This window comes from Limnohabitans sp. 2KL-51 (genome assembly GCF_003063645.1).
Classification (GTDB): Bacteria; Pseudomonadota; Gammaproteobacteria; order Burkholderiales; family Burkholderiaceae_C; genus Limnohabitans_A.
In genome coordinates, this window is the sequence record NZ_NESJ01000004.1 from 1 (window position 1) to 19,991 (window position 19,991).

The 19,991-nt window shown below is 60.9% G+C and carries 13 protein-coding genes; 6 read left to right on the top strand and 7 right to left on the bottom strand.

Annotation, left to right across the window (positions count from 1 at the left end; all coding sequences use genetic code 11):
- Positions 1-325: 325 nt before the first annotated feature.
- Together B9Z49_RS04610 and B9Z49_RS04615 are read right to left on the bottom strand one after the other, a co-directional pair.
- Positions 326-1,192, bottom strand: a complete 867-nt coding sequence (locus B9Z49_RS04610; protein ID WP_108352279.1) for a CoA transferase — start codon at positions 1,190-1,192, stop codon at positions 326-328.
- A 92-nt stretch (positions 1,193-1,284) separates the two neighbouring features.
- Positions 1,285-2,088, bottom strand: a complete 804-nt coding sequence (locus tag B9Z49_RS04615) for an alpha/beta fold hydrolase (protein WP_108352280.1) — start codon at positions 2,086-2,088, stop codon at positions 1,285-1,287.
- 205 nt (positions 2,089-2,293) lie between these two features.
- On the opposite strand from B9Z49_RS04615, the gene B9Z49_RS04620 reads away from it, so the two are divergent.
- Both B9Z49_RS04620 and B9Z49_RS04625 read left to right on the top strand, forming a co-directional pair.
- The gene (locus B9Z49_RS04620; RefSeq protein WP_108352281.1) at positions 2,294-5,002 is read left to right on the top strand and encodes a circularly permuted type 2 ATP-grasp protein; all 2,709 of its coding nucleotides are present in this window, start codon (positions 2,294-2,296) and stop codon (positions 5,000-5,002) included.
- Between the two features lie 15 nt (positions 5,003-5,017).
- The gene (locus B9Z49_RS04625; RefSeq protein WP_108352282.1) at positions 5,018-5,917 is read left to right on the top strand and encodes a transglutaminase family protein; all 900 of its coding nucleotides are present in this window, start codon (positions 5,018-5,020) and stop codon (positions 5,915-5,917) included.
- 29 nt (positions 5,918-5,946) lie between these two features.
- On the opposite strand, the gene B9Z49_RS04630 is transcribed toward B9Z49_RS04625, so the two are convergent.
- On the bottom strand, positions 5,947-6,924 hold the full coding sequence (locus tag B9Z49_RS04630; RefSeq protein ID WP_108352283.1) for an alpha-E domain-containing protein: 978 nt from the start codon (positions 6,922-6,924) through the stop codon (positions 5,947-5,949).
- A gap of 11 nt (positions 6,925-6,935) precedes the next feature.
- Positions 6,936-8,399: a circularly permuted type 2 ATP-grasp protein gene (locus tag B9Z49_RS04635; protein ID WP_108352284.1), complete on the bottom strand. Its 1,464-nt coding sequence runs from the start codon at positions 8,397-8,399 to the stop codon at positions 6,936-6,938.
- Positions 8,400-8,705: 306 nt separating this feature from the next.
- Here B9Z49_RS04635 and B9Z49_RS04640 point away from each other — a divergent pair, with 306 nt between their 5' ends.
- Positions 8,706-12,146 (top strand): DUF2126 domain-containing protein, encoded by a 3,441-nt coding sequence (locus B9Z49_RS04640; protein WP_108352285.1) that lies wholly within the window; start codon positions 8,706-8,708, stop codon positions 12,144-12,146.
- 44 nt (positions 12,147-12,190) lie between these two features.
- On the opposite strand, the gene B9Z49_RS04645 is transcribed toward B9Z49_RS04640, so the two are convergent.
- Complete coding sequence (locus tag B9Z49_RS04645; RefSeq protein WP_108352286.1) at positions 12,191-13,018, bottom strand: proteasome-type protease; 828 nt, start codon at positions 13,016-13,018, stop codon at positions 12,191-12,193.
- Positions 13,019-13,029: 11 nt separating this feature from the next.
- Positions 13,030-15,690: a DNA mismatch repair protein MutS gene (mutS, locus tag B9Z49_RS04650; protein ID WP_108352287.1), complete on the bottom strand. Its 2,661-nt coding sequence runs from the start codon at positions 15,688-15,690 to the stop codon at positions 13,030-13,032.
- A 275-nt stretch (positions 15,691-15,965) separates the two neighbouring features.
- Between mutS and B9Z49_RS04655 the strand changes: the two genes are divergently transcribed.
- The gene (locus B9Z49_RS04655) at positions 15,966-17,297 is read left to right on the top strand and encodes a hemolysin family protein (protein ID WP_108352288.1); all 1,332 of its coding nucleotides are present in this window, start codon (positions 15,966-15,968) and stop codon (positions 17,295-17,297) included.
- Between the two features lie 68 nt (positions 17,298-17,365).
- On the opposite strand, the gene B9Z49_RS04660 is transcribed toward B9Z49_RS04655, so the two are convergent.
- Positions 17,366-18,331 carry an inositol monophosphatase family protein gene (locus B9Z49_RS04660; RefSeq protein WP_233254504.1) on the bottom strand — a complete coding sequence of 322 codons (966 nt, stop codon included), beginning with the start codon at positions 18,329-18,331 and terminating at the stop codon, positions 17,366-17,368.
- Between the two features lie 149 nt (positions 18,332-18,480).
- Here B9Z49_RS04660 and B9Z49_RS04665 point away from each other — a divergent pair, with 149 nt between their 5' ends.
- Entirely contained in the window at positions 18,481-19,212 is a 732-nt protein-coding gene (locus B9Z49_RS04665; RefSeq protein WP_108352516.1) for an RNA methyltransferase, read from the top strand.
- Positions 19,213-19,223: 11 nt separating this feature from the next.
- Positions 19,224-19,991: a serine O-acetyltransferase gene (gene cysE / locus B9Z49_RS04670; protein ID WP_108352290.1), complete on the top strand. Its 768-nt coding sequence runs from the start codon at positions 19,224-19,226 to the stop codon at positions 19,989-19,991.

Here is a 19,991-nt window from a genome sequence, read left to right on the forward strand (position 1 = left end):
CTGCGCGACCGAAGACAAGGCATGTGGTAACCAACCCACGAATACCAGAATGATCTACCGTCGCCCAATCAGCCTCGTAGTCCCTGATCCACAGTCACTGACCGAGAAGACAAAAGAAACAGAGAGAGAAAGCTGAAAAACAACCGGCACCTATTGACAGGTCAATCCATACCAGGAGCCCACCCCGTGGGCGATTGAACCCATACCGCCACGGCAAGCCATCGCCCACAGGGGTGGGCTCCTACAAAGCATTCATCCCTTGCCTGTCACTCAAGATTTCAAGGGTTCGGATTCATAAGGGGCAGACGCAGGGGCTGCCAACGACTCACTTGAGTGTCATGAGCGGAATGTCTTTGGCCACGGCCAGCTTGTCGAGCTGCGCGCGTGTCTGGCTGGCCAAGAAGGTTTCGATGGCTTTGCGCGTAGCGGGTTTGAAGAGGTCTTTGACCGGGTGGGTCAGTTGGACGCCTGCGGCTTCGCACAGACTCAGCGCAAAGTGCGGCTCCAGGGCCGCCACGGCCACGCGGCCGTTTTTGCAGGCGTAAATGCGGTAGCCCGCATGCGCACCCCCCACAGCGCCATCGGGCGTGGTCATGCGCAGCTGGCGGGGCAGGGCCAGCCAAGCGGCGGCATCGGACAAGGCCACTTCGTGGCGCGAGCCTTTGCCGGAGCTCTTGAGTGAGATCACCGCTTTGAGCGTGGCTTCGCTGGCCATCAGTGCGCCTCCCATGTCGGCAAACAAACTCGGGGGCAGGTCCATGCCGTTGACCAAGCCCACTTCGGCCTGGTAGGTTAAATCGTGGCCAGGAATTTCGGCCAGCGCGCCGGGGGCGCCGACCACTTCGATCAGGCTGAGCGCGGGGTATTGCTTGCGCAATGACGTCCAACTCAGGCCCAGCTTGTTCAAGGCCGAGGGGCGAAACGAGGTCAGCAGCACATCGGTCTTGGGCAGCAGCTTGTGTATCGCAGATTGCCCCGCTGCAGTTTTGAGATCCAAGGTGTGGTGTTTCACGCCCTTGTGCATCAGCGCATAACCATCAGGCGTGTAGTGCTGCATGGGGTCGCCAGAAGGTGGGTTGACCTTGGTGCAGCTGGCGCCCATTTGCGCCAGGCGCATCAGGGCGGCAGGGCCGGGCAGGTTGAGGGCCAGGCTGACGACGCGAATGCCGCGAAGCGGTTGTGAGGATGACATGGAAAGACCTTCAAATCGTGACCCGGGGATTATGGGCATGGCCGTGACATGGACCTGTCACCTGTGCGGAAAAGGGAGACAGCACACGAGATTCAGAAGCCAAAATTGCGCAAAGTCGCTTCGATGGCTGCAGCCGTGGCCACTGGTTTTTCCATGGGGAACAGGTGGGAGCCGTCGAGCATCATGATGCGGCCTTTGACGACCTGGTGGGTCAGGTCGGTGCCTGCTTGGCGCATTTCGGCCGAATGCGTGCCACCGATGAAGGCGACGGGGCATTTGAGGGGTTTGCGCTTGAGCAGGCTATCGAGTTTGTGCGGCAGGCCGTTGTAAATGGCGGTTTCGATGTCGCGGTCAAAGCTGAGCACGCGCTGGCCCTCTTCGTCGTGGGTGCCGTGGTCAATGTAGTCCTGCAGGACTTGCGGGTCCCAACGTGCAAAGGATTTTTTGTGCGCAAAGCTCTCCAGCGCCGCCTGGGCATTGGGCCAGTGGTGGCGGCGTTTTTGGCTGATGCGCCCGGGTGAGAGTGCGCCGATCAGGGGGGTGCGCTTGGCCAGGCCCAAGGTGGTGGCGCGCCAGCCGCCCAGCACGGGCGAGTCGACCAGCACCACACCGCGCGCCAGCTCGGGGTGGCGGGCGGCGCACATCAAACTCAGGATGCCGCCCAGTGAGTGACCGACCAAAAATGCAGGGCCGCCCGAGCCTTGCTTTTCATGTGCAAAGTCGGCCAGTTGCTGCACCAAGTGAGGCCAGTTGTTGGTGACGGGGTACTTGGGGTCATGACCGAACTTTTCGATGGCATCGACCTGAAAGCCGCGCTGACGCAGGTTGTCGAACAGCAAGCGGTAGGTGCTGGCCGGAAAGCTGTTGCCGTGCGAGAAAATGATGCGTGGTTTCATACTTCAACGGATAGAACGTCAGTGAGGGCTTGGTGGCAGCTTGTCTGAGCGGACGAGTGCGTGATGGGCTTCATCATGGATGAGCGAGTGGAGGGCCGCCTGTCAGGGTTCCGGCCGATTAACCAGTCATTTTGTGGTCTTGGTAAAGAACTCGTCTGCATCTTAAACCACGCAAAAAAAGTCAAAATCCAGCGACAATCGTTTGATGAATGACAACTCGCACCCACAGGACAGCGTCCCTGAATCCGAAGCCGTGAAATGGCTGGCGCTTGAGCAAGAGTGCGCTCCTGCCAATCACTGGGATGAAATGCGGGGTGAAGTCACGCCATCGGCTGATGCGCAGCCCGCGGCCGCCCCTGCAAAAACCACCAGCCCGATCTGCGGGCCGTGGCAAACCTTCATAAAAACTCTGGCCTCTGAAACCTCTGGCCTATTGCCGGACCTGAACGCCCGCATGGCCAACCTGCAGCGGCAGGTGCGTGACAACGGCATCACTTACAACGTCTATGCCGCCGCCGACCAGCCTCAGCGGCCCTGGTCGCTTGACCTGTTTCCGCTCATGTTGGACACCAAGGACTGGCAGCAAATTGAAGCCGGCGTGATGCAGCGCATGCAGTTGCTTGAACGCATCATGGCCGACGCTTATGGCCCGCAAAAGCTTGTACTCAACGGTCAACTGCCTGCGGCTTTGGTGCAAGGCCACCCAGCCTATCTGCCCGCCATGCACGGCGTACCTCCCGTGGGGGGGCGCTATTTGTCTTTAGCCGCGTTTGATTTGGCACGCGGGCCCGACGGTTGCTGGTGGCTGTTGTCTCAACGCACACAAGCGCCTTCGGGTCTGGGTTATTTGCTCGAAAATCGGCAAATTGTTTCGCGCTTGTTCCCGCAAGCCTTCGATGCTTTTCCGGTGCGCCGTCTGGCCGAAACTTACCGCACTTTGATTGACGGCATCAAGGCCCGCAGCCCAGCTGGGGCTTTGGCTCACATCGCGCTGCTCACCCCCGGGCCGTACAACGAAACCTATTTCGAGCACGCTTATCTGGCGCGGTATCTTGGTCTGAGCTTGGTGCAAGGCAATGACCTGACCGTGCGCGACGAAAAGCTTTATCTGAAAACCTTGCAGGGCTTGCAGCAGGTGCATGGATTGCTCAAGCGCGTCGATGACGATTGGCTGGACCCTCTGGAAATGCGCGCCGACTCCACACTGGGCGTGCCTGGCTTGCTCCAAGCGGTGCGCAGTGGCAACGTTTTGGTGGCCAACACTCCGGGCTCGGGCTTTCTAGAGTCGAACGCGCTGCTGGGTTTCATGCCTGCACTGGCGCGTGACCTGCTGGGCGAAGAACTGCAACTGCCTGCCATTCCGAGTTGGTGGTGCGGTGAAGCCGCTGCGCTGCAAGATGTGTTGCCGCGCATCATCAGCTGTGTGATCAAGCCCACCTACCCCTACAACACCGACCGCCAAAGCTTTGAGCCTGTCCAAGGTCATTCGCTTTCACGCCGCGAACAAGACGAGTGGGCGGGGCGCATCCTGCGTGACCCGGATGCCCACACACTGCAATCGTGGCTGCCCTTGTCGCACCAACCCACATGGCAAACCGGTGCCGATGGTGCGCCCTGCATCCAGTCACGGCCCGTGGTGCTGCGCGTGTTCGCCGTGGCCAACGCCCAAGGCCACTGGCAGGTTTTACCTGGTGGCTTGGCTCGCCTGGGCACCCGCGAAGGCATCGCATCCATGCAGCGGGGTGGCAGCAGCGCCGATGTCTGGGTGCAGAGCCCCACGCCGGGTGCAGTTCAATCACAGTCACAGTCACAGTCACAGTCGCAGTCACAGTCGTTCAGTCCATTCCCCTCGTCGACCCATACTGCCGCAAGGCCACAGGCGGAACCCATCCCCGATGCCACATCACTGCAGCGTCAACGCCTGGTCACCAGTCGTGCCGCAGAAAACCTGTTCTGGATGGGCCGCTACACCGAGCGCACTGAAAATGCTTTGCGTCTGGTTCGCCTGAGTCTGGAAATTCTGGGCGGCGAAAACCAGAATCTGCCTTGTTTGCTCCATTTCATTACCCGGATGGCCACGCGCCAAGGTCTGGTTCGCGCGGGCGTGCCCGCAGCAGCGCAAGCGCACCGCGTGTTTGAACGCTCACTCATTGCAGGCCTGTGGGACAAAGAACTGGCCACCAGCGTCGGCTTCAATTTACGAGCTGTGCGGCTGGCCGCCGCCTCTGTGCGCGAACGCCTGTCGCCCGAACATTGGCGTTTGCTGGAACAAGCCGAGTCGCGTTTCTTCAGCCCAGAGCACCAGAGTTCGGCACCCGACACCTTGGCCGTGCAGCGCCTTTTGGCCGACACCAGCCAGATGCTGGCCGCATTGACCGGTGCCCAAACCGACCGCATGAGCCGCGACGACGGCTGGCGGTTGCTCTCGATCGGTCGTCACATCGAGCGCCTGGAATTTTTGTCCAACGCCCTCTCTGAAGCTGTGCAGTTGGGGCTGATCGGCGAGCAGGCCGGGTTTGACGCCGTGCTCGACCTGTTTGACAGCACCATCAGCTTCCATGCGCAGTACCAGCAAAGCCGCACACCCCAGGCATTGATGGATTTGCTGGTGACCCACACCGACAATCCGCGTTCACTGGGCTGGGTGGCGCACACCTTACGCAAGCGCTTGCGCCGCATGGGCCACCTGGCCGATGGTGCTACGACCCCCATGGCCGAGTTGGTGCCACAGCTGATTGAGATGACGCCCGAGTCGTTGTGGCCCCAGGCAAGCAACCCAGCAAAACCCGGTCACGAGTTGCCATTGCATGCCGCTTTGGCACATTGTCAAACAGCGGCTTGTGAGGTCTCTGACCAACTGTGCAGCCTGTTTTTCACCCACAGCGGCGAAGCCCGATACAGCGTTGGCGCTTGACCCGCCCTCCTCACCATGCGCCTGGCCATCACCCACGAAACCCGCTACCGATACAGTCCACCGGTGCAAACCGCGCAGCATGTGGCGCACCTGCAACCGGCCCACACGCCCTGCCAAAAGGTCATCAGCCACAGGATGCAGGTGGAGCCCCACGCTTCGGTGCAGCACAACATCGATGCTTTTTTCAACCATCGGGCCTATTGGGCTCTGACGAATCCGCACGATGGCCTGATGGTTCGCGCGTACAGCGAACTGGAGACCTCAGCCATTGCACCCGGCACATCCGCGCAAAGCTGGGAATCGGTGCGTGAACACTTTCGCTACCGGGGGGGGCACCCCTGCGATGTGCACAGCGGCTTTGTGTTTGGTTCGCACCATGCACCTGTCCACGAAGTGTTTTTGACCTACGCGCAAAGCAGTTTCACGCCGGGGCGATCCCTGATGCAGGCCGCGCAGGAGTTGACAGCGCGCATGCACCGCGACTTCCGCTACGAAACAGCCAGCACCGACATCAACACCCCAGCGCTTGAAGCCCTGCAAGACAAACGCGGCGTTTGCCAGGACTTTGCCCACATTTTGTTGGCCTGTTTGCGCTCGCTGGGTTTACCCGCCCGCTATGTCAGCGGCTACCTGTTGACCCAACCGCCACCCGGTCAAGCCAGGTTGGTGGGCAGCGATGCCTCACACGCTTGGGCGTCGGTTTACCTGCCCCAGTTGGCCCAACACGCTTGCCAAGGCTGGCTTGATTTGGATCCGACCAACGACCGCACTGGCCTGGCCAGTCCTGGTGAAGACTACGTGCGACTGGCAGTAGGCAGAGATTTTGCCGATGTCTCGCCCCTGCGGGGTGTTTTGCAAGGTGGCGGGGCGCACACGCTTGAAGTGGCCGTGACGGTCGCGCCCCTGGGTGCATGAACCCGTGTTGACTGGGTTGTTTGTCAGATTCAAGCGGCATGTGGCATCAAGAATTCCCGGCTGATGCGACCGCCCAGAACGTTCACCCGTTCCAAGAACTGGGTCAGGTAGGCGTGCAGGCCGGTAGCCAGGATTTCGTCAATACGACCAAAGGCCAACTCTGAGCGCAAACGCCCGGCATGGCGCAAAGTGTCGCTGTTGGCATCGTGTGAGACCAGCTTCAAATTCGACACCACTTCGTTCAGACTGGCATGCAGCGAGCGCGGCATGTCAGGACGCAAGATCAGCAACTCAGCTACCCGCTCGGGACGGATCACATCGCGATAGACCTTGCGGTATACCTCGAAGCCGCTGACGCTGCGCAAGATGGCGCTCCAGTGGTAAAAGTCGTATTCCTGAGTGCTTTCAGTCTCGGGTGCTCCGTATTGCGGGGCGCCAAAAAAGTCGTTTTGCATGGCGTGGAACTTGACATCCACCAAACGCGCCGTATTGTCGGCCCGCTCCAAAAACGTGCCCATGCGCATGAAATACAGCGACTCGTCCATCAGCATCGTGCCCACCGTCACGCCTCGGGACAGGTGCGAGCGGAATTTGACCCATTCAAAAAATTGACCTGGGTCGCGCTCGAATTCGCCGCTTTTGAGCATGCGGTTGACTTCGAGCCAGGTCTGGTTTTGTGTCTCCCAGACTTCGGTGGTCAGCGTGCCACGCACGGCGCGGGCGTTTTCTCGGGCGGCACGCAGGCACGAGATGATGGATGAAGGGTTGTCCACGTCTTTCACCATGAAGGCCATCACATCGCGGGGGGTGATGTTTTTGTACCGCGCAGTGTAAGCAGGCAGCAACTCGCTGATCGACAAAATACCCTCCCACCCGGCCTCCACGGCCGCTGCCGATTGGGGCAGAAGAGAGGTTTCGTAGCTCACATTAAGCATGCGGGCCGTGTTCTCTGCCCGCTCCATGTATCGGGACATCCAGAAGAGGTGGTCAGCGGTTCTAGAAAGCATGTTGATTTTCCTCAGTCCTGCAATATCCAAGTGTCTTTGGTGCCGCCACCTTGCGATGAGTTCACCACCAAAGAGCCTTCTTTGAGTGCCACGCGGGTCAGGCCCCCGGGCACCATCTGCACCGTGCGGCCAGACAACACAAAGGGGCGCAGGTCGATGTGGCGCGGCGCGATGCCGCTGTCCACATAAGTGGGGCAAGTGGACAAGCTGAGCGTGGGCTGCGCGATGTAGCCCTCGGGGTTGGCCAGCAGTGCTTCGCGGAAGCGCTCGATCTCCTCCTTGGTCGATGCAGGACCGACCAGCATGCCGTAGCCGCCTGCGCCGTGCACTTCCTTGACGACCAAGTCTTTCAGGTTGTCCAGGGTGTACTGCAGGTCGCCGGGCTTGCGGCACACGAAGGTGGGTACGTTTTTGAGGATCGGCTCCTCGCCCAGGTAGAACTTGATCATTTCGGGCACATACGGATAGATCGACTTGTCGTCGGCCACGCCCGTGCCGACCGCGTTGCAGATCGCCACGTGCCCAGCTTTGTAGGCGTCCATCAGGCCTGCACAGCCCAAGGTGGAGGAGGGACGAAACACGTTGGGATCCAAAAAGTCATCGTCCACCCGGCGGTAGATCACGTCCACCCGCTTGGGGCCGCGCGTGGTGCGCATGTACACAAACTTGTCTTTGACAAACAGGTCTTGCCCCTCGACCAGCTCAACGCCCATTTGCTGGGCCAGAAAGGCGTGCTCGAAATAGGCGCTGTTGTACATGCCGGGCGTGAGCACCACCACCGTGGGCTCGGCCGTGGTGGCGGGGCTTGAGGCACGCAGGGTTTCCAGCAACAGGTCAGGGTAATGTGCGACCGGGGCAACGCGGTGCTGGCTGAACAGGTCTGGAAACAACCGCATCATCATCTTGCGGTCTTCCAGCATGTAGCTCACGCCACTGGGCACTCGCAGGTTGTCTTCGAGCACGTAGTACTCGCCGTTGCCCTGCGCATCTGGCGCACGCACGATATCGATGCCACTGATGTGCGAATAAATGTTGTTGGGCACGTCCACGCCTACCATCTCGGGGCGGAATTGGGCATTGCGCTCAATCTGTTCACGGGGCACGATGCCCGCCTTCAGGATGTCTTGGTCGTGGTAAACGTCGTGGATGAAGCGGTTGAGGGCTGTGACACGTTGAACCAGACCAGCCTCCATGCTTTTCCACTCTTTGGCGGCGATGACGCGGGGGATCAGATCAAACGGAATCAGGCGCTCGGTGCCCCCTTCTTCATTGTTCTTGTCTTCGTCCAGCTCGCCATACACAGCAAAAGTAATGCCCACACGGCGAAAAATCATCTCGGCTTCTTCACGGCGTGAGGCCATGGCTTGCGGGTCTTGGGTATTCAACCAACGGGCATAAGCTTCGTAGTGTTTGCGGATATCTCCCGCATCGTCCCCGGTGGGAAGACGGCTGTACATTTCGTCGAATTGGCGCATGGCTATTCACTCCTGTCACAAAATTAGCAAGATATATACCCACGCAGCCTGACCCGAATCAAGGTCGTCGCAGAGGTGCCAAGCCAATTCGGTGAGCAATGGCTGCAGTGCCCAGATGGCTAACATCCCGAATCGGGAGATGGCATGCACTCTGATGGTGCCATATCGCAGTTGGCACCAAATGTGTGCGGATTCTCGACTGTGCGACGCCCAGACCGAGGCGCGTTTCTTGGCGCGTGTCTTGCTAGATGTGACGGCCCAAGCTGCATTTGTCATGTGTGCAGCCCCTGTTGCGCTGAACGAGATATGTCGATACACGTTGCCCTGCACCACGTTACCCATTACGAATATGACCGCCCTGTGCAGCTCGGCCCCCAAGTCATCCGCCTGCGCCCCGCGCCACACAGCCGTAGCCGCATCCTGAGCTACAGCCTGAAGGTCGAACCTGAAGAGCATTTCATCAACTGGCAGCAAGACGCCTTTGCCAATTACCAGGCACGCCTGGTCTTTCCGAAAAAGACAACCGCCTTCAAAGTCACCGTGGACGTGGTCACCGAAATGGCCGTGTTCAACCCGTTTGACTTTTTTCTGGAGCCCTCGGCTGAAGAAGTGCCCTTCAAGTACTCGGACATGGTCAAGGAGGAATTGCAGTCCTACCTGATGAAGGACAGCAAAACACCGCTGTTCAAGAAATACCTGGCCAACCTTGACCGCAAGCGCCAGCGCACCATCGACTTTTTGGTGCAGATCAACCAACGATTGCACCAGGACATCCGCTACACCATTCGCATGGAACCCGGTGTGCAAACCCCCGAAGAAACGCTGATGCTCCAAAGCGGGTCTTGCCGCGATTCGGCTTGGTTGCTGGTGCAACTGTTCCGGCACATGAACATTGCGGCCCGCTTTGTCTCGGGCTACCTGATCCAGCTGGCACCCGACGTGAAATCGCTGGATGGCCCCAGCGGCACCGAGGTCGACTTCACCGACTTGCACGCCTGGTGCGAGGTGTATTTGCCCGGCGCAGGCTGGGTGGGGCTGGACCCGACTTCGGGCCTGTTGGCCGGTGAAGGCCACATCCCGCTGGCCTGCACACCCCAGCCGTCTGCCGCCGCCCCGATCGAGGGCCTGATGGACGAGGCTGAGGTCGAGTTCCACCACGAAATGAGCGTGACGCGCATCCACGAGTCGCCCCGCGTGACCAAGCCCTACTCTGACGAGCAATGGGCCGATGTGCTGCAACTGGGTGAACAGGTCGATGCGCAACTGGTGGCGCAAGACGTGCGGCTGACCATGGGCGGCGAGCCCACCTTTGTGTCGACGCAAGACCGCGATGGCGCCGAATGGAACACCGACGCAATGGGCCCGACCAAGCGGGGCCTGGCCACCGAGCTGGTGCACAAGCTGCGCCAACAATATGGCCAAGGAGGCTTCTTGCACTGTGGTCAAGGCAAGTGGTACCCCGGCGAGCAGTTGCCGCGCTGGGCGCTCTCTATTTATTGGCGCGCCGACGGCACGCCCTGCTGGCAAGACCCCGCCGTTTTTGCCGACGAGCGCGAACCCAGCCGCTACACCAGCGCCGACGCGCAGCGCTTCATGCAGGCTCTGACACAGCAACTGGGCCTGCCTGGCAACACCGTGTTGCCAGGTTATGAAGACACTTGGTACTACCTCTGGCGTGAGCGCCGCTTGCCTGTCAATGTGGACCCGTTTGACGCCCGGCTGGATGACGAGATGGAGCGCAACCGCTTGCGCCGCATCTTCAGCCAGGGGCTGGATGCGGCAGTGGGTTATGTGCTGCCGCTGCAACCCATCGATCCGCCCGAAGGCAAGAGCCCGGTGCTAATGGGAACGCAGTGGCAAACCGGCCGCTGGTTTGTGCGCGACGAACGCATGTACCTGATGCCCGGCGATTCACCCATGGGCTGGCGCTTGCCGCTGGACTCGCTGCCTTGGGCTGCGCCGACTGATCGCTTGCAACAGATCGAGCTAGATCCTTTCTCGCCTCATCTCTCGATACGCCCGGCTTTGCCCACAGCTTTGCAGGTCACGATGCAGCCAAGGCACATCTCGGCAAGCCCTGACGCTAGCGCGACCCGCAAGGCATTGGCTGCGCAAAAGGCCCCGGCCAAGTTCAAGTCCGATCCATCGGTGGTGCGCACCGCCTTGTGCGTGGAAGTGCGAGACCCGAACCGCGCCAACGGCCCCAAACCGGAGGCTGATGCCATGGCCAAGGGTGAAAAGTCCGGCGTGCTTTATGTCTTCATGCCACCCCTGGCGCGCCTCGAAGACTACCTGGCACTGGTGAGCGCCGTCGAAGCCACCGCACGACAACTGGGCATTCAGATCGTCCTCGAAGGCTACCCGCCGCCCCGTGACCCGCGCCTCAAACTCTTGCAAGTCACGCCCGATCCTGGCGTGATCGAGGTCAACATCCACCCGGCGCACAACTGGACCGAGTTGGTGGACCACACCGAATTTTTGTACCAGGCCGCTGTCGAGACGCGTCTGTCGGCCGAAAAGTTCATGACCGATGGCCGCCACACCGGCACCGGTGGCGGTAACCACATGGTGATGGGCGGGGCCACGCCTGCCGATAGTCCGTTTTTGCGTCGCCCCGAATTGCTGGCCAGCCTCATCCTCTATTGGCACAACCACCCAAGCTTGAGCTATTTGTTCAGCGGCATGTTCATCGGCCCCACCAGCCAGGCCCCGCGTGTGGACGAGGCGCGCAACGACCAGGTTTATGAGCTGGAGATCGCACTTCGCGAGATCGTTCGCCATCGGCAAAAGCATGGCGAGGACATGCCGCCATGGATCGTTGACCGCACGCTGCGCAACATCCTGATCGATGTGACCGGCAACACCCACCGCAGCGAGTTTTGCATCGACAAGATGTATTCACCCGACAGCAGTACCGGGCGACTGGGCCTGCTGGAGCTGCGTGCTTTCGAGATGCCGCCGCATGCCCGCATGAGCATCGTGCAGCAACTGCTGTTGCGTGCGCTGGTCGCCCGATTTTGGGGCGCACCTTACTCCGCGCCCGTGACCCGCTGGGGCACCGAGCTGCACGACCGGTTCATGTTGCCGCACTGGATCCACAAGGACTTTGATGACGTGTTGACCGAACTGGGCGATGCAGGCTTTCACTTTGACCCCAGCTGGTTTGCGCCGCATTTCGAGTTCCGCTTCCCGCTGGTCGGACAACTCAAGGTCGATGGCGTGGTGCTCACCCTGCGCAACGCGCTGGAGCCTTGGCACGTCATGGGTGAAGAGAACGCCGCAGGCGGTACGGCCCGCTATGTGGACTCGTCGCTCGAGCGCATTGAAGTGCATGTGACCGGCATGAACCCGGCGCGGCACTTCGTCACTGTGAACAGCAAGGCCTTGCCCCTGCAGCCCACGGGCGTGGTGGGTGAGTACGTGGCCAGCGTGCGCTACAAGGCCTGGAACCCACCCTCGTCGCTGCACCCCAGCATCGGCGTACACGCCCCGCTGACGTTGGATCTGGTGGACACCTGGATGAAGCGCTCGCTGGGCGGCTGTCAATACCATGTGGTGCACCCGGGTGGTCGCAGTTACGACACCTTCCCGGTCAACGCCTACGAGGCTGAAAGCCGCCGCCTAGCGCGTTTCTTCCGCATGGGGCACACCCCGGGCGCGATCCGCCAACTGGCCGCACTGGGGCCCAACGCTACACAGCACGCCAGCCCAGAGTTTCCGTACACGCTCGACTTGAGACGGGTTTGAATGGTGCCCGAGCAGGGGCTTGATCCTGCTGGGTCACCGCTGCTTCAAATCAGTTTCTCGTCTGGCGTGGTAATTTTCTTGAGCAGGGCGTTGCGCTGGGCGGGCACCATGAGAGGGACAGTGGTCGCGCCGCCGTTCCACATGGGGTCTTCGATGCTGTCAAACATCTGGCGCAGCTTGTCGCCCCAGCTGGAACGCAGCATCTGAAAGTAGGGATTGTGTTCGTCGATGCACATGATGCGGTCGGTTTGCAGGCTGCCCGCTTTGTAGACCACCATGTCCAGCGGCAGGCCTACCGACAAGTTGGATTTGAGGGTGGAGTCCATCGACACCAGGGCGCACTTGGCCGCTTCATCCAAGGGGGTATTGGGGGTGATGACGCGATCGAGCACCGGCTTGCCGTATTTGGATTCACCAATCTGGAAGTAGGGCGTTTCTTCGGTCGCTTCGATGAAGTTTCCGGGGGAATAAATCTGGAACAGGCGCATCCCTTCGTTGCCGATTTGGCCGCCAAAAATCATGGACACGTTGAAATCCACACCCGAAGCACGCAGCGCAGCGGCATCGCGCTCGTACACGCGGCGCACGGCCGCGCCCAGCACGCGGGTGGCGTCGAACATGCTTTTGGCGTTCCAGATGGTGAGCGGCTCGTCCTGGCCGGATTCGACCAGTTTTTCGATCTGCAGCACTTCGCGCACCGACTGCGAAATGCTCAGGTTGCCCGCCGACAACAAGGTCATGAAGCGGTCGCCTGCTTTTTCGTAAACGATCATTTTGCGGAAGGTGCTGATCTGGTCGAGTCCCGCATTGGTGCGGGAGTCGGACAAAAAAACCAAACCAGCGCGGGTTTTGACGGCAACGCAATAAGTCATGTGGGGGCTCTTTAATTCTTGGGCAGCAGGCGCTGTAAGGCATACAGGGCGTCCAGCGCTTCGCGGGGGCTGAGTGCATCGGGGTTGATCTGGGCCAGCGCTGCTTCTATCGGGCTGGGGCCAGCGGCTTCGGCCTCGGGCGGGGCGGCAAACAAGTCCACTTGCTGGCGGCTTTCGGTGGCACCTGCCTCTAAAGCGCTGAGCGCATGGCGGGCGTGGTTGAGCACGGACGCTGGCATACCTGCCAGCCGCGCCACCTGCACGCCATAGCTTTTGCTGGCGGGGCCGGGTTGCAGTTCGTGCAAGAACACGATGGACGCGCCGGATTCTGCCGCGCTCACATGCATGTTGACGGCAGCGGTGTGCGTGGCTGGGAACTCGGTCAGCTCGAAGTAGTGCGTGGCAAACAACGCGAAGGCTTGTGTTTTGTTGTGCAGGTGCGTGGCGATGCCGCTGGCGAGAGCCAGGCCGTCAAAGGTGGAGGTGCCGCGCCCGATCTCGTCCATCAGCACCAGGCTGTGCGGCGTGGCGCTGTGCAAAATTTGCGCGGCTTCGGTCATCTCCAGCATGAAGGTCGATTGGGCGTTGGCCAGGTCGTCGGCCGCACCGATCCGGGTGTGGATGGCGTCTATCGGTCCGAGTCGGCAACGGCTGGCGGGCACATGGCTACCGATACTGGCCAGAAGCACGATCAGTGCCACCTGGCGCATGTAAGTCGATTTGCCGCCCATGTTGGGGCCGGTGATGATCTGCAAACGCTGCTTGGGGCCGAGCACCGTGTCGTTGGCGATGAAGCTGGTGCCCGACATCTGCGCCAGCCGCGCCTCGACCACCGGGTGGCGGCCTTGGCGAATTTCGATGCAGGGCTCTTTGGTGAACTCGGGCGCGCACCAATTGAGGGTGAGCGAGCGCTCGGTCAGGGTGCACAGCACGTCCAGGCTGGCCATGGCCTGCGCCAAAGCGGTGAGGGCGGGCACAAAGGGCTGCAGTTGGTCAAGCAGTCCTTCGTAGAGCCACTTCTCACGGGCCAAGGCGCGTTCTTGTGCCGACAGGGCTTTGTCTTCAAAGGTTTTGAGCTCGGGCGTGATGAAGCGCTCTGCGTTTTTCAGGGTCTGGCGGCGGCGGTAGTCGTCGGGCACTTTGTCGAGTTGGCCTTGCGTGACCTCGATGTAAAAGCCGTGCACTTTGTTGAACTGCACGCGCAAGTTGGCAATGCCCGTGCGTTCTTTTTCGCGGGTTTCCAAGTCGAGCAAGAAGGCATCGCAGTTGGTTTGGATGCCGCGCAACTCATCCAGCTCGGCGTCCAGGCCGTCGGCGATGATGCCGCCGTCACGCACCAGTGCAGCGGGCTCTTCGAGCAAGGCCATTTGCAGCAGTTCGGCGCAATGGGTGGGCGGTGTGAGCCAGCGGGCCATGCCGGCCAGCAAGCTGCTGGGCTCTGGGTTTAGGGCCTGCAGTTGAGTCGATAGCGAGGCCGCACGCGCCAGCGCGTGGCGCAGGGCCACCAGCTCGCGTGGGCGCACCTGGCGCAGCGCGGTGCGGGCGGTGATGCGCTCCACATCGCTCGCACCTTTGAGTTGTTCGCGCAGACCGCTCCATGCGCCAGCGCCGCTCTCGCCGCGCAACACGGCTTGGGCTTGCAGGCGTTGCTGCGCCACTTGCCGATCGCGTGGCGGGCTGAGCAGCCAGCTTTTGAGCAAGCGGCTGCCCATGCCGGTCATGCAGGTGTCGAGCAACGCAAACAGCGTGGGCGAATCGGCAGCGCTTTCGCCACGCAGGGTTTGGGTCAGCTCCAAGTTGCGGCGCGTGCTGGCGGGCAGGTCTATGAGTGCGTCCGAGCGCTGCACCTGCACGCGCTGTACATGTGGCAACGTGCGGCCCTGGGTGTGTTCGGCGTAAGTGAGCAGAGCGGCTGCGGCGGCATGCGCGTCGGCCAGCTCATCGGCGTTCCAGGCGGCCAGCGACGCGGCTTGCAGTTGCTCGAGCAGCTTGCGCTGGCCCAGGCCCGCGTCAAACTGAAAATCAGGCCGCATGGCAAAGGACCAGCTGCCCCGGCCTGCGGTTTTCAGGCCGCGCAATTTTTGTTCAAAGGTGGGCGTCATGCCCGCGCTGGCCAGCAGTTCGCTGGGGCTGATGCGGTCGATCCAGTCGGCCAATTCATCTTGTGCGCATTCGGCCAGGTGCACCACGCCTTGGGTAACGCTCAGCCACGCCAGGCCGCAGCGGTTTTTGCCCGCTTGGTGCACCGCCAGCAAAATGGCTTCGCTTTTGTCGGACAGCAGTTCGGTGTCGGTGAGCGTGCCGGGTGTGACCACGCGCACCACTTTGCGCTCGACCGGGCCTTTGGATGTGGCCACATCGCCCACTTGCTCGCAAATGGCCACCGACTCGCCCAGCTTGATCAAGCGGGCGAGGTAAGTTTCCATGGAGTGGAAAGGCACGCCGGCCATGAGCACGGGTTGCCCTGCTGACTGGCCGCGCCGAGTTAAGGTGATGTCCAGCAGTCCTGCGGCTTTTTCGGCGTCGCCAAAAAACAGCTCGTAAAAGTCGCCCATGCGGTAAAACACCAAGGTGTCTGGAAACGCCGCCTTGATGCCCAGGTACTGGGCCATCATCGGCGTGTGGCCAGCGTAGTCAGCGGTGCTTGGGGCGGGAGAGGTGTCGTTTGGCATCAAGGGCTGGGCCGACTCGGCAGGGGGTCACCGGGGCAGGGGGGCAAGTGTGGGACTGCGCTGATTTTATTCGCCGCGGGGGCGATGGGTGACCTGAACCCGATGAGCGAAAGTTTTGGGCACCTGCCACGTCTGAAAAACCACGGGCCTTGCTGGCCCTGGCCCTGCTTTTTGACGTGATGTGGGGCAGCGCATGGCAAGGTCATGGGGGGACTGAATTGCATTTACTTACAATGTGAGCTTGTTCACTATCAGGGTTCAGTCGAGCCCGTTGTATGGAAATAGCGATACTTTTTGCCCTCATCTGTCTGAACGGTGTGTTTGCCATGTCCGAGATTGCCTTGGTCACGGCCCGAAAAGCCCGGCTTCAGAAGCTGATTGATGAGGGCGACAGCGGTGCAGCAGCGGCTGTCAAACTGGGTGAAGACCCCACGCGTTTTTTGTCCACCATCCAGATCGGCATCACCTCCATCGGTGTTTTGAACGGTATCGTGGGTGAGGCTGCTTTGGCTGCCCCGATGGCCTTGTGGTTGGTGTCTTTGGGGGTGCCTAACGGCTACGCCAGCTTCGCTGCCACCGGCATTGTGGTGCTGACCATCACCTATTTCTCGATCGTGGTGGGCGAGTTGGTGCCCAAGCGCATTGGCCAGTCTTACCCTGAAACCTTTGCCCGCTTGGTGGCACGGCCCATCAACTTTTTGGCGCTGGCGACCAAGCCCTTCGTGATTTTGCTGTCGGCTTCCACCCGCGCTTTGCTGCGCCTGATGGGCGTGAAGGAGACCAAGGGTACGCCCGTGACCGAGGAAGAAATCCACGCCATGCTGGTAGAGGGCACGTCAGCAGGGGTGATCGAGTCGCACGAGCACACCATGGTGCGCAACGTGTTTCGGCTGGACGACCGCCAGATTGGTTCGCTCATGGTGCCGCGTGCTGACATCGTGTGCCTGGATGTGGACGACTCGTTTGAGGACAACCTGCGCCACATCGAAGAGTCGGACCATGCCCGCTTTCCGGTGGTGCAAGGCGGCATTGAAAACATCCTGGGCGTGATCAATGCGCGCCAGTGGCTCACGCGTGCCCTGAAAGATAAATCGCAGTCGCTGCGTGAGCAAGGGCTGCAAAGCCCGCTGTATGTGCCTGAAACCATCACCGGCATGGAATTGCTGGACAACTTCAGGTTGTCCGATGTGCACATGGCGTTTGTGATTGACGAGTACGGCGAGGTGCAGGGCATCATCACGCTACAAGACCTGATCGAGGCGATCACGGGCGAGTTCCAGCCGCGTGACCCTGAAACCTCTTGGGCGGTGCAGCGCGAAGACGGCAGTTGGCTGCTGGATGGCCACATTCCCGTGCCCGAACTCAAGGACCGCTTGAACCTGGACACCGTGCCCGAAGAAGAGCGCGGCCGTTACCACACGCTCAGCGGCATGATCATGCTGCTAACCGGCACCTTGCCCAAGGTGGCCGACGCGGTGGAGTGGGAAGGCTGGAAGTTGGAAATCGTGGACATGGACGGCCGCGCCATCGACAAGGTGCTGGCCATGCGCCTGCCGCCTGCCGATCCTGAGGGCGAGTCCGAAGGGGTCATGTTGCTGGGCAGCTGATCTGCCAACGACCACAAAAAAAGCACCCGGCGAGGGTGCTTTTTTTGTGACAAGTGCTTGCAGCCCGCTTAAAAGGGCGCGTCCTTACGCTCTTCCTTGGCTTCGTTGCTGTTGTCGCTGCTGGCTGGGGCCGTACCATCTTCGGCGTCGGGGTTGTGCGTGTCGCCAGTGCGTTCGCGGCTCAGGGCGTCCACGGCGGTGCGGACGTTGGCCTTGTCGCCCGCGCTGGCAAATTTGCTGTACTTGCCCAAGATGCTGACCAGTTGGCCATAAATGCGGGGCGCACCGGCCAAGCATTCTTTTTGCTCCAGAAAGTCGGCTTCTCCCGTGAAGTTGCCAATCAGCCCACCGGCTTCGGTGACCAGCAGCGAGCCCGCAGCCACGTCCCAAGGCGACAGGCCGGTTTCAAAGAAACCATCGGTAAAGCCTGCGGCCACGTAGGCCAGATCCAGGGCCGCAGCGCCTGGGCGACGCAGCCCTGCGGTGCGCTGCATCACGTCACCCATCATGCGCAGGTACTGGTTGAAGTTGTCGCCCTTGCGGAAAGGAAAACCCGTGGAAATGATGCACTCTTCCATCCGGATGCGCTTGCTCACGCGCAGGCGGCGGTCGTTCATGAACGCACCACGGCCTTTGGTAGCGGTGAAGAGGTCGTTGCGGGTGGGGTCGTAAATGACGGCTTGCTCGATCTTGCCGCGCACTTGCAGAGCAATGCTCACGCAGTAAACAGGAAAGCCGTGTATGAAGTTGGTCGTGCCGTCCAGGGGGTCGATGATCCAGATGTGGTCAGCGAGTGGGTTGCCGAATTCGCGGCCGGACTCTTCGGCCAGGATGCCGTGGTCTGGGTAGGCGGTCAGCAAGGTCTCGATGATGATTTTTTCGCTGGCGTGGTCAACTTCGGTCACAAAGTCGTTGACCTGCTTTTGCGAGATGCGAACCGCTTCAACGTCGAGCGCGGCGCGGTTGATGATGGCGCCAGCGGCGCGCGCAGCCTTGATGGCCACGTTGAGCATGGGGTGGAGATTGGACGACATGAATTGTGTGAAGAACTGGATTGGCCCACGCACGATCGCGGCGGCGAAGGGTGGATTTTCTCACGAAAAGTGGGGACATTCGCCATTTGGGCTTCCTGTGCAGAGTGTGCATGCCCATGGTCGGGCTTGGGAGCGTGGACAATCAGGGCATGCAAACGCGATTCATCTTGATAGAAACCAGCCATGCGGGCAATGTGGGCGCTGCCGCTCGGGCCCTGAAAGTCATGGGTTTTGACGACATGGTGCTGGTGGCACCGCGCTGGCCAAATGTGCTGCGCAAAGAAGAAACCATCCAGCGCGCCAGTGGGGCGGGCGATGTGTTGGCCAAGGCGCGTGTGGTGGAGACACTGGACGAGGCTTTGGATGGTGTGACCCATTTGTGCGCCACCGCCATGACGCCACGCGACTTTGGCCCGCCCACCCGCTCGCCGCGTGAGCACTTTGCCGAGCTGACCCGGCCCGGTGCGCCCGAGCAGAGTGTGGCGTTCTTGTTTGGCTGCGAGCGCTTTGGCATGAAAAACGAGGACGTTTACCGCTGCCATGTGGCGCTTTCCATTCCAACCAATCCGCAGTTCGGCTCACTCAATTTGGGCTCGGCCATTCAGGTGTTGGCCTACGACTGGCGCGTGGCTTTGGGAGGCTTTCCCGTACAGGACGCTGTGGCGCCATCAGACAAGTCAGATGCCCAGCAAGTGGCAGGCATGCTGAGCCATTGGGAACAAGCGTTGACCGACATCGGCTTTTTGGACCCGGCCGCGCCCAAAAAGCTGATGCCGCGTCTGAACCAGTTGTTCAACCGGGCTGACTTGAGCCCGGAAGAAATCCACATCCTTCGTGGGGTGGCCAAGGCCATGATCCAAACAGCCAACGGCAAACGATAGACTTAGAGCCTATGTTTTCTCGCCTTCGCTCCGATATCCAGTGCATCCTTGACCGGGACCCCGCCGCCCGCACCGCTTGGGAGGTGCTGACCTGTTACCCGGGTCTGCACGCTTTGGTGCTGCACCGCCGTGCGCACTGGTGCTGGAACCACGGTTTCAAGTGGCTGGGGCGCTTCATCTCGCATGTGTCTCGTTGGATGACGGGCATCGAAATTCACCCCGGTGCCAAGATCGGTGAACGTGTCTTTTTTGACCACGCCATGGGCGTGGTGGTGGGCGAAACCGCCGAAATTGGCGACGGATGTACGATTTACCAAGGCGTGACCTTGGGCGGCACATCGCTCTACAAAGGTGCCAAGCGCCACCCCACGCTGGGCAAAGATGTGGTGGTCAGCGCTGGGGCCAAGGTGTTGGGTGGTTTTGAGGTGGGCGATGGAGCCAAGATAGGCAGCAACGCGGTGGTGATCAAGCCAGTGCCGGCTGGCGCCACAGCGGTGGGCATTCCGGCGCGCATCATCCCCTCCAAGGTGGGCGAGAGCGCCGATGTGTCGGGCACCGAGCGCAAATTCAGCGCCTATGGCATCACGCAAGACGATGACCCGGTGAGCCAGGCTTTGCGTGGTCTGATCGACAACGCGGCCGGTCAAGAGGCGCAAATCTCCTTGATCTGGAAGGCTTTGGAGCAACTGTGTGCACAACAACACATGCCAGTGCCCGGAGTAGGCGCAGCCCGGGAAACATTCGAAGCCGATAAATTTAACCAGCTGGTGGGCAAATAA

Excerpts from the sequence above, each read along its gene's own strand:
- B9Z49_RS04660 (WP_233254504.1), bottom strand. The coding sequence starts at position 18,331 with ATGTCGTCCAATCTCCACCCCATGCTCAACGTGGCCATCAAGGCTGCG.
- mutS (WP_108352287.1), bottom strand. The coding sequence starts at position 15,690 with ATGCCAAACGACACCTCTCCCGCCCCAAGCACCGCTGACTACGCTGGC.
- B9Z49_RS04625 (WP_108352282.1), top strand. The coding sequence starts at position 5,018 with ATGCGCCTGGCCATCACCCACGAAACCCGCTACCGATACAGTCCACCG.
- B9Z49_RS04615 (WP_108352280.1), bottom strand. The coding sequence starts at position 2,088 with ATGAAACCACGCATCATTTTCTCGCACGGCAACAGCTTTCCGGCCAGC.
- B9Z49_RS04610 (WP_108352279.1), bottom strand. The coding sequence starts at position 1,192 with ATGTCATCCTCACAACCGCTTCGCGGCATTCGCGTCGTCAGCCTGGCC.
- cysE (WP_108352290.1), top strand. The coding sequence starts at position 19,224 with ATGTTTTCTCGCCTTCGCTCCGATATCCAGTGCATCCTTGACCGGGAC.
- B9Z49_RS04630 (WP_108352283.1), bottom strand. The coding sequence starts at position 6,924 with ATGCTTTCTAGAACCGCTGACCACCTCTTCTGGATGTCCCGATACATG.
- B9Z49_RS04640 (WP_108352285.1), top strand. The coding sequence starts at position 8,706 with ATGTCGATACACGTTGCCCTGCACCACGTTACCCATTACGAATATGAC.
- B9Z49_RS04655 (WP_108352288.1), top strand. The coding sequence starts at position 15,966 with ATGGAAATAGCGATACTTTTTGCCCTCATCTGTCTGAACGGTGTGTTT.
- B9Z49_RS04620 (WP_108352281.1), top strand. The coding sequence starts at position 2,294 with ATGAATGACAACTCGCACCCACAGGACAGCGTCCCTGAATCCGAAGCC.
- B9Z49_RS04645 (WP_108352286.1), bottom strand. The coding sequence starts at position 13,018 with ATGACTTATTGCGTTGCCGTCAAAACCCGCGCTGGTTTGGTTTTTTTG.
- B9Z49_RS04665 (WP_108352516.1), top strand. The coding sequence starts at position 18,481 with ATGCAAACGCGATTCATCTTGATAGAAACCAGCCATGCGGGCAATGTG.
- B9Z49_RS04635 (WP_108352284.1), bottom strand. The coding sequence starts at position 8,399 with ATGCGCCAATTCGACGAAATGTACAGCCGTCTTCCCACCGGGGACGAT.